The 7,964-nt window shown below is 58.4% G+C and carries 1 protein-coding gene; it reads right to left on the reverse strand.

What is annotated here, in order from left to right; genetic code table 11:
* On the reverse strand, nucleotides 1-7,964 hold a 7,964-nt coding region (locus GRP75_RS15420), incomplete at both ends, for a non-ribosomal peptide synthetase (RefSeq protein WP_160789739.1).

Consider the following 7,964-nt stretch of genomic DNA (forward strand, 5'->3'; position numbering starts at 1 on the left):
CGGCCAGCACGGCCACCAGCAAGTTCACCGAACGCTCGGCGAGAATGCCGACGATCGTCTCCCGGCCGATGCCGCTTGCGCGCAGCGTGGCCGCCAAGCGGTTCGCCCGCTCGTTCAGCTCCGCATAGGTCAGCCGGTCATTCTCGTACACGACGGCCGCCTCTTCCGGCGTGCACTCCGCCTGTTCCTCAAACAGCCGGTGGAACGCGGCCGCAGGAGCCGCCTCCGGCTGCGCCGGGTTAAACGCGCCGAGAATTTGCTCTTTTTCCGCCGATGTCAAAATGCCCAGCTCGGCAATAGTCGCCGACGGGTTGCAGAGAATGGATTCAAGCAGCTGCAAGTAGTGAGCGGCCAATTTCTCCACCGTTTCGGTTTTATAAAGAGCAGTGGCGTATTCAAACAGATATTCCAAGCCTTCCTCGATCTCCGTGACGTCCAAGCTGAGATCGAATTTAGAAACAATTTCTTCGCTGGCATACGTCGACAAATGGAGTCCGGGAAGCTGGATTTCCAAATTCTCTGTATTCTGCAAAGCAAACATCGTATCGAACAGCGGATTGCGGCGTAAATCACGAGCCACGTTCACCTTATCCACCAGTTCCTCAAACGGATAATTCTGATGTTCAAAAGCGCCCAGCGTCGTCTCCTTGATTTCCTTCAAGTAGTCAAGGAACGTCTTACCGGCAGCCGGATAACTGCGGATGGCCAGGGTATTGACGAACATCCCGATCAGCGGCTGAACGTCGCTATGATTTCTTCCCGCAATCGGCGTACCGACCACCACGTCTTCTTGCCCTGTATATTTATGCAATAATATTGTATAACCAGCAAGCAGAACCATGTAAAGCGTTGCGCCGTTCTCGGCTGCAAGCCGTTTCAGACCCTCGCTTTTCTCGCTATCCATAAACAATTGCAGCGTGCGGCCCTCGTAGCTCTGCATAGCCGGGCGCGGATAGTCCGTCGACAATTCCAAAACCGGCAGCTCTCCGCGGAACATGTCGAGCCAGTAGGCTTCCTGCTTGGCAAGCTGAGCTTTCTGCACGTCCGATTGCTGCCATACCGCATAATCTTTGTACTGAATGCGGAGCGGCTCCAACTGCTCCCCGCTGTACAAGCGGACGAACTCTTCGATCAGTACGTCAATCGAAACGCCGTCAGATACGATATGATGCGTATCGAACATTAGAATGTGCCGGTCCGGCGCCAGTTCGGCAAGGCCTACCCGCAGAAGTGGCGGCTTCGCTAGATCAAACGGACGAACGAATTGGCGCACCGTTTCTTCCGCCTGTTCCCCGCTGATCTGCACATATTCCACCTGGAAGGCGGCTTCTTCGTAAATCCGCTGAACCGCTTCGCCTTTTACCATCTCAAAGCCGGTACGCAGCGTTTCATGACGAGCTACGAGTCCGCGGAACGCTTCTTCAAACCGCTGCCGGTCGAGCTCCCCTTCGAGCAGCATAGCTCCCGGTATGTTGTAGCTCAGCTCGGCTCCTTCCAGCTGGTTCAAGATATAGAGACGTTTCTGAGCGGAAGAGAGCGGATAATACTCGCTAGGTTCCGCAGCCGGAATAGCCGTGAACGAGCCGATCTCCAGCCGCTCCATAGCCGCGGCCATTTCCTCAACCGTCGAGTAGCGGAATACGTCGCGAAGCGGGAATTCAACGCCTAGCTCCTTATGCATTTTGCTAACAAGCGTCGTCGCCCGCAGGGAGTGTCCGCCGAGGTCGAAGAAGTTGTCCGTTACGCCTACCGCCTTCTCCCGAACAAGCACATCGTGCCAAATGGCGGCCAGCTTCGCCTCCAGTTCGGTGCGCGGCGCCACGTATTCGCGGCCTCCGCCTGCTCCCCCTTCCGGTGCCGGCAGCGCCTTCCGGTCGATCTTTCCGTTCGGCGTCAGAGGCAGGCGCTCCAGCTCCACGAAGTACGACGGGATCATGTACCCCGGCAGCTCGCTGGCAATCGCCCGCTTCAGGTCCGCCGCCGTCAAGCCTTCTTCCGCTGTATAATAAGCGCACAAAGCTTTCTGACCTTCTTGATCTTCCCTGACGACGACGACCGCTTCCTTCACGCCACCTACACTCAGCAGCTTCGCTTCGACTTCGCCCGTCTCAATCCGGTACCCCCGGATTTTCGCCTGGTTGTCGATCCGGCCGATGAAGTCCACGTTCCCGTCTTCCATCCACCGCGCCAAGTCTCCCGTGCGGTACAGCCGCTCGCCCTCGGCGAACGGGCTGTCTACGAACTTCTCTTCTGTCAGCTCCGGACGGTTCAAGTACCCGCGCGCTACCCCGACTCCACCGATGACCAGCTCGCCCAGCACCCCGACCGGCACCGGATTCAGATGCGCATCCACGATGTAGAATTTCGCATTCAGCCACGCTTTGCCGATCGGCACATGGCCTGTCTGCGGCAGCTTCGCCAGCTCCTCGTCGTAGAAGCTGGAGTCGATCGCCGCTTCCGTCACGCCGTATGCGTTGATGATCCGGAACAACGAGCCGAAGCGTTCCTGCAAGGTCCGGTAATCCGCCACGCTGCAGCTGTCCGAGCTCGTGATCAACAGCTCCAACCGGCTCATATCCAGTTGCTGCTCGTGCACGTACTCCAGGAACGGCACGATCAGCGCCGGCGTCGATTCGAAGATGGTGACCCGCTCCCGCTCCATCCAGTAGTGCAGACGAGACGGATCGATCCGGTCGTCCTTCGGCACAATCACCATCGTGCCTCCGTTGTACAGCGTCCGCGCGATATCTCCCACGAACACGTCGAACGAGAAGCTTGCGAGCTGCAGCAGCCGCACCGGGAACTGATCCAACCGGTATTCCCGCCGGTAGCCCGCCGCCGTGTTCACCAGGCTGCGGTGCTCGATCATCACGCCCTTCGGCTTGCCTGTCGTTCCCGACGTATAGATCACGTACGCCAGGTCCTCTGGACGGGCTTCATGGAAGCTGTCGGCATTCGTCCCCTCCTCGCTGTACGAGGTTTCGTCGTCGAGGTACAGCACCGCCGCCAGCGCCAGCTCCTCTTCGCCGAGCCAGGCTTCGGCGCGCTCTCGCAGCGGCGTTTGCGTCAGCAGCACCTTCGCTCCGCTGTCTTCAAGCATGAACCGCACGCGGTCTGCCGGATAATCCGGGTCGAGCGGCACATACGCCCCGCCCGATTTCCAGACGGCCAGCACGGCCACCAGCAAGTTCACCGAACGCTCGGCGAGAATGCCGACGATCGTCTCCCGGCCGATGCCGCTTGCGCGCAGCGTGGCCGCCAAGCGGTTCGCCCGCTCGTTCAGCTCCGCATACGTCAGCCGCTCGTTCTCGTACACGACGGCCGCCTCTTCCGGCGTGCGCTCCGCCTGTTCCTCGAACAGCCGGTGGAACGCTGCCACAGGAGCCGCTTCCGGCTGCGCCGGGTTAAACGCACCGAGAATTTGCTCTTTTTCCTCTGCCGTCAAAAGCTCCAACTGATTCACGCGCAAGTTCGGGTTAGCTGCAACCTGCTCCAGTGCCCAGGTAAAATGACTGTAGAGCTGCCTGATGTCATCCTCTCTGAACGTCAGCGCATTGTACGTAAACCGCAGCAAAATATGCTCTTCCGGAATGACAGTAATGTCCAAGTTGTAGTTCGTTTGCTCCGGCGACTGGATATTAGCGATTTTCAGCGCTTCTTTGTCTCCTCCGACGACCTGCTCAATTTGTTCTTTCATCGGATAATTTTCAAACACCATGATGTGGTTGATCAAGTCACGCTTTTGCTCACTCAGCGACTGAATTTCGAACAGCGGGAACGTTTCGTAAGCTCTCGATGCCAGCGCTTGATCCTGGGTTTTTCTCAAGATAGCGGCTACCGTCTCCTCGGCTTTGCCTTGAATACGGACCGGGATCGTATTAATAAACAGGCCGATCATGCTTTCGATACCCGGAATCTCCGCTGGACGCCCGGATACGACGGAGCCAAATACGACATCTTCGCTGTTGTTGTATACCTGCAGAACCAGTCCCCATACGGTCTGCATGAATGTATTAAGCGTCACCTGATGCTGGCGCGCCACCCGCTCGATTTGCCCGGTCAGTTCCTTGCTGAGTTCCACATCGATCTCAGCTACTTCAAAAGCGCCCTGCTTCAGCCCTGTTTTCTCCCGAGGCAGCTTGGTCTGCTGATCGTAACCCGCCAAATACTCGGACCAGTAACGCGAAGCTTTCGCGGCATCTTGAGCTTCCAGCCATTCGATATACCGGGAGTACGAGGTAACCGGAGGAAGCTCCAGCGTCCGCTTCTCCTGGAACGCGAAGTAGGTGTCGAACACTTCCTTGATCATGAAGGACATGCACCAGCCGTCCATCAAAATGTGATGGTGACTCCAGATCACATGGTAGGACTCGTCGCCCGTGCGCAAAACGGTCACGCGCATAAGAGAGCCTCGGGCCAAATCGAACTTGTTCGCTTTATCCGCGCTGACGAAATCGGCTATCGTCTTCTCCGGGTCTTCATCGCTTACCGAGCGAATATCTTCGAAGTACACTTCACACTTCCGCTCGCGGAATACCACTTGAATCGGCTCGTCTCTCCAGCCGGTAATAAAGTTAGTCCGCAGCGCCTCATTCCGCTGCACCAGCGTATCCAATCCTTGGGTGAAGGCTTCGACATTCAGGCTTCCGTACAGATCGAAGGTCACCTGTTCGAAGTAAGCTTCCGAATCGGCATCCAGCAGGCTGTGGAACAACATCCCTTTTTGCAGCGGAGTCAGGGAGTATACATTCTCCAGTTCGCCGAGCGCCGCCGTATGTTCGGCCAGCCGCTCCAGTTCCTCCAACGTCACATCTTGAAGCAGTACGTCGCTAGGCGTAAGCTCCGGCCGCTCTTTCGATACGCAATGGCTGATGACTTCACGCAAGCTCGAATGAAGCAGGGTGCCCAGGCGCTCTACCGTTTCCCGTTTATACTGGGTTACCCCATAACGGATCGTGAGTTCCTGCACTCCTTCCGACACCATACCGTTGATATCGAGGACATAATCCATCACTGCATTCGGGCTTGAATCGGAGCCCGGGCTGAACGGAGACGGCCTCGAGCCGCTGCTTTCGTAATCCTGGTCGAACTGACCCAAATAGTTAAAGCTGATCTCCGGCTCCAAAGCGAAGCGCTCGCCGTCACGCGGCGCCGACAAATAACGCAGGATGCCGTAGCCGATTCCTTTGTTCGGAATGCGGCGCAAGCTTTCTTTAACCTGTTTCACCTGATGACCGAGCGTCTGGGCGTGACCCGGCTCCAGAACGACAGGGAATTGGCTTGTAAACCAGCCTACCGTGCGCGTAATGTCCACATCCGGCAAAAGTTCTTCCCGGCCGTGGCCTTCGAGATTCACCAGCACGCGTTCCCGGCCGCTCCAAGCTTGTACCGCGAGGCCAAGCGCGGCAAGCAGCAAATCGTTCATTTCCGTATGGTAAGCACGGTGTGCCTGCTTCAGCAGCTGTTCGGTTTCCTCCGCCGTCCAGCGGACGGTCACGAGCCCGCTGTCCTTCAGCTTAGATCTGCCTTGTTCAAAATCTTTCGGAAGCGGCTCATAGGTCAATTGCTCGATATGCTGCCAATACTCTCTCTCGCTTTCCATCGCCGGACCGTTCGCATAATCAGCGAGCTGTTTCGCCCACGTTTGGAATGAATCCGTTTTGTGCGGCAGACGGATCGGCTGCCCTTGCAGCGCCTGCTCATAGCCGGCAGCAAAATCCTCAAGCAGAATCCGCCAGGATACGCCGTCTACGACCAAGTGATGGATCGCGATGAGCAGGTGGTCGCCGTCGTCGCAGCGGAACAAGCCGAGCTTCACCAGCGGACCGTTTTCCAGATCGATGCTCGCTTGAATGTCATTCGCCTTAGCCTCTACCGCTTCTTTCACGTCGCCGACTCCCTTGAAATCGACAACTTCCAGATCGAACAGCGCTTCGTTCTCCCCGGCGCCGCGGTTCCAGGCGGTATAGCCGTTCTCGGTTTGGCGGTAAACCGTACGGAGAGCATCGTGATGCACGACAAGCTGACGCACCGCTTGGCGTAAAGCTTCTTCGTCAAAGCCTTGCTTGGAGAACTGCATGAACGCCTGGTTGCTGTGATGCACGTCGGCCGGATTTTGTTCAAAGAACCAGCGCTGAATCGGGGTCAAGATGACCTCTCCCGTCACTTCGGCCTGGCTTGCCGTTCTCTCCGCCGTTTGCAGCTGCAAACTAAGGGCGGAAATCGTCGGGTAATGGAACAAATCTTTCATGACCAGCTTGTACCCCGTTTGCAAAAGACGGGACGATACCTGCAAGGCCTTGATAGAATCGCCGCCGAGCGCAAAGAAATTGTCCATCGTGCCGACCTGATCCACGCCCAGCACCGACTGCCAGACCGATGCAAGTGCTTGCTCGGCAGGAGTACGAGGCGCCGTGTATGCAGCCTCGGCACGAATGCTTCCTTCCGGCACAGGCAGCGCTTTACGGTCGATCTTCCCGTTCGGCGTAAGCGGCATTTGATCCAGGCGCATGATGCGCGAAGGCACCATATGGGAAGGCAGCGCGGCGTCCAGATGGGCCACAAGCCCTTCCAGATCGAAGCTGGAATCCGCTACGACATACCCACACAAATATTTCTGCCCCCGCTCGTCCGTCCGGTCGATGACAAGCGCTTGACGCACGCCAGCAACATTTTTCATGGCCGCTTCAATTTCACCAAGCTCGATCCGATAGCCGCGAATTTTCACCTGGTTGTCGATCCGGCCGATGAAGTCCACGTTGCCGTCCGGCATCCAGCGCGCCAGGTCGCCCGTCCGGTACAGACGCTCCCCAGCGGCGAACGGGCTGTCTACGAATTTCTCCGCCGTCAAATCCGGGCGGTTCAAGTAACCGCGGGCCACACCCGCTCCGCCGATAACCAGCTCGCCCAACACCCCGATCGGCACCGGCTTCAGATTCGCATCCACGATGTAGAACTTGGCGTTCAGCCACGCTTTCCCGATCGGCACGCTGCCCGTCTTCGGCAGCTTCTCCAGCGGCTCGTCATAGAAGCTGGAGTCAATCGCCGCTTCCGTTACGCCGTAGCTGTTAATAATACGGAACTGCGAGCCGAAGCGCTCCTGCAAGGTGCGGTAATCCGCTACGCTGCACGCATCCGAGCTTGTGATCAGCAGCTGCATCGAGCTGAGGTCCAGACCCTCGGCATGCACATGCTCCATGAACGGCACGATCAGCGCCGGAGTCGATTCGAACACCGTCACGGCGTAGTCGCGAATCCAGCCGTAGAGGCGGGTTGGATCAATCCGGTCGTCCTTCGGCACGATGACCATGGTGCCGCCGTTGTACAGCGTCCGCGCAATGTCGCCGACGAACACGTCGAACGAGAAGCTGGCGAGCTGCAGCAGCCGGATCGGGAACTGATCCAGGCGGTAGTCCCGCCGGTAGCCCGCCGCCGTGTTCACCAGGCTGCGGTTTTCCACCGCCACGCCCTTCGGACGGCCCGTCGTACCGGAGGTGTAGATGACATAAGCCAAATCGCGCGGCTTGTTCACATTCGCCGGATTCGATGCGAGATCCGCCGCTAGTACGTTCTTCTCGGCTTCTGCCGTGGCGGACGTTTCGGCAGCAGCCGCTTCCGCCGCTCCGAGGCTGTACGTCGCGGCGTCGTCAAGCGCAAGCACCGTTTGCAGCACTAGAGCTCCGTCGCTGCGCCAAGCTTCCGCCTGCTCCAGCAGGCGGGTCTGCGTGAGCAGCACCGACGCCCCGCTGTCCGCGAGCATACACTCGCACCGCTCCGCCGGATAGTCCGGGTCGAGCGGCACATAAGCGCCGCCCGCTTTCCATACGGCGAGCACCCCGATCAACAGCTCCGCCGAACGGTCGGCCAGAATGCCGACCACCTGTTCCGGCTTCACCCCGCGCGCCCGCAGTGCATACGCCAGACGATTCGCTTTGGCGTTCAGCTCCGCATACGTCAGCTTACTG

Source organism: Paenibacillus sp. OT2-17 (assembly GCF_009827695.1).
GTDB lineage: Bacteria > Bacillota > Bacilli > Paenibacillales > Paenibacillaceae > Paenibacillus > Paenibacillus polymyxa_B.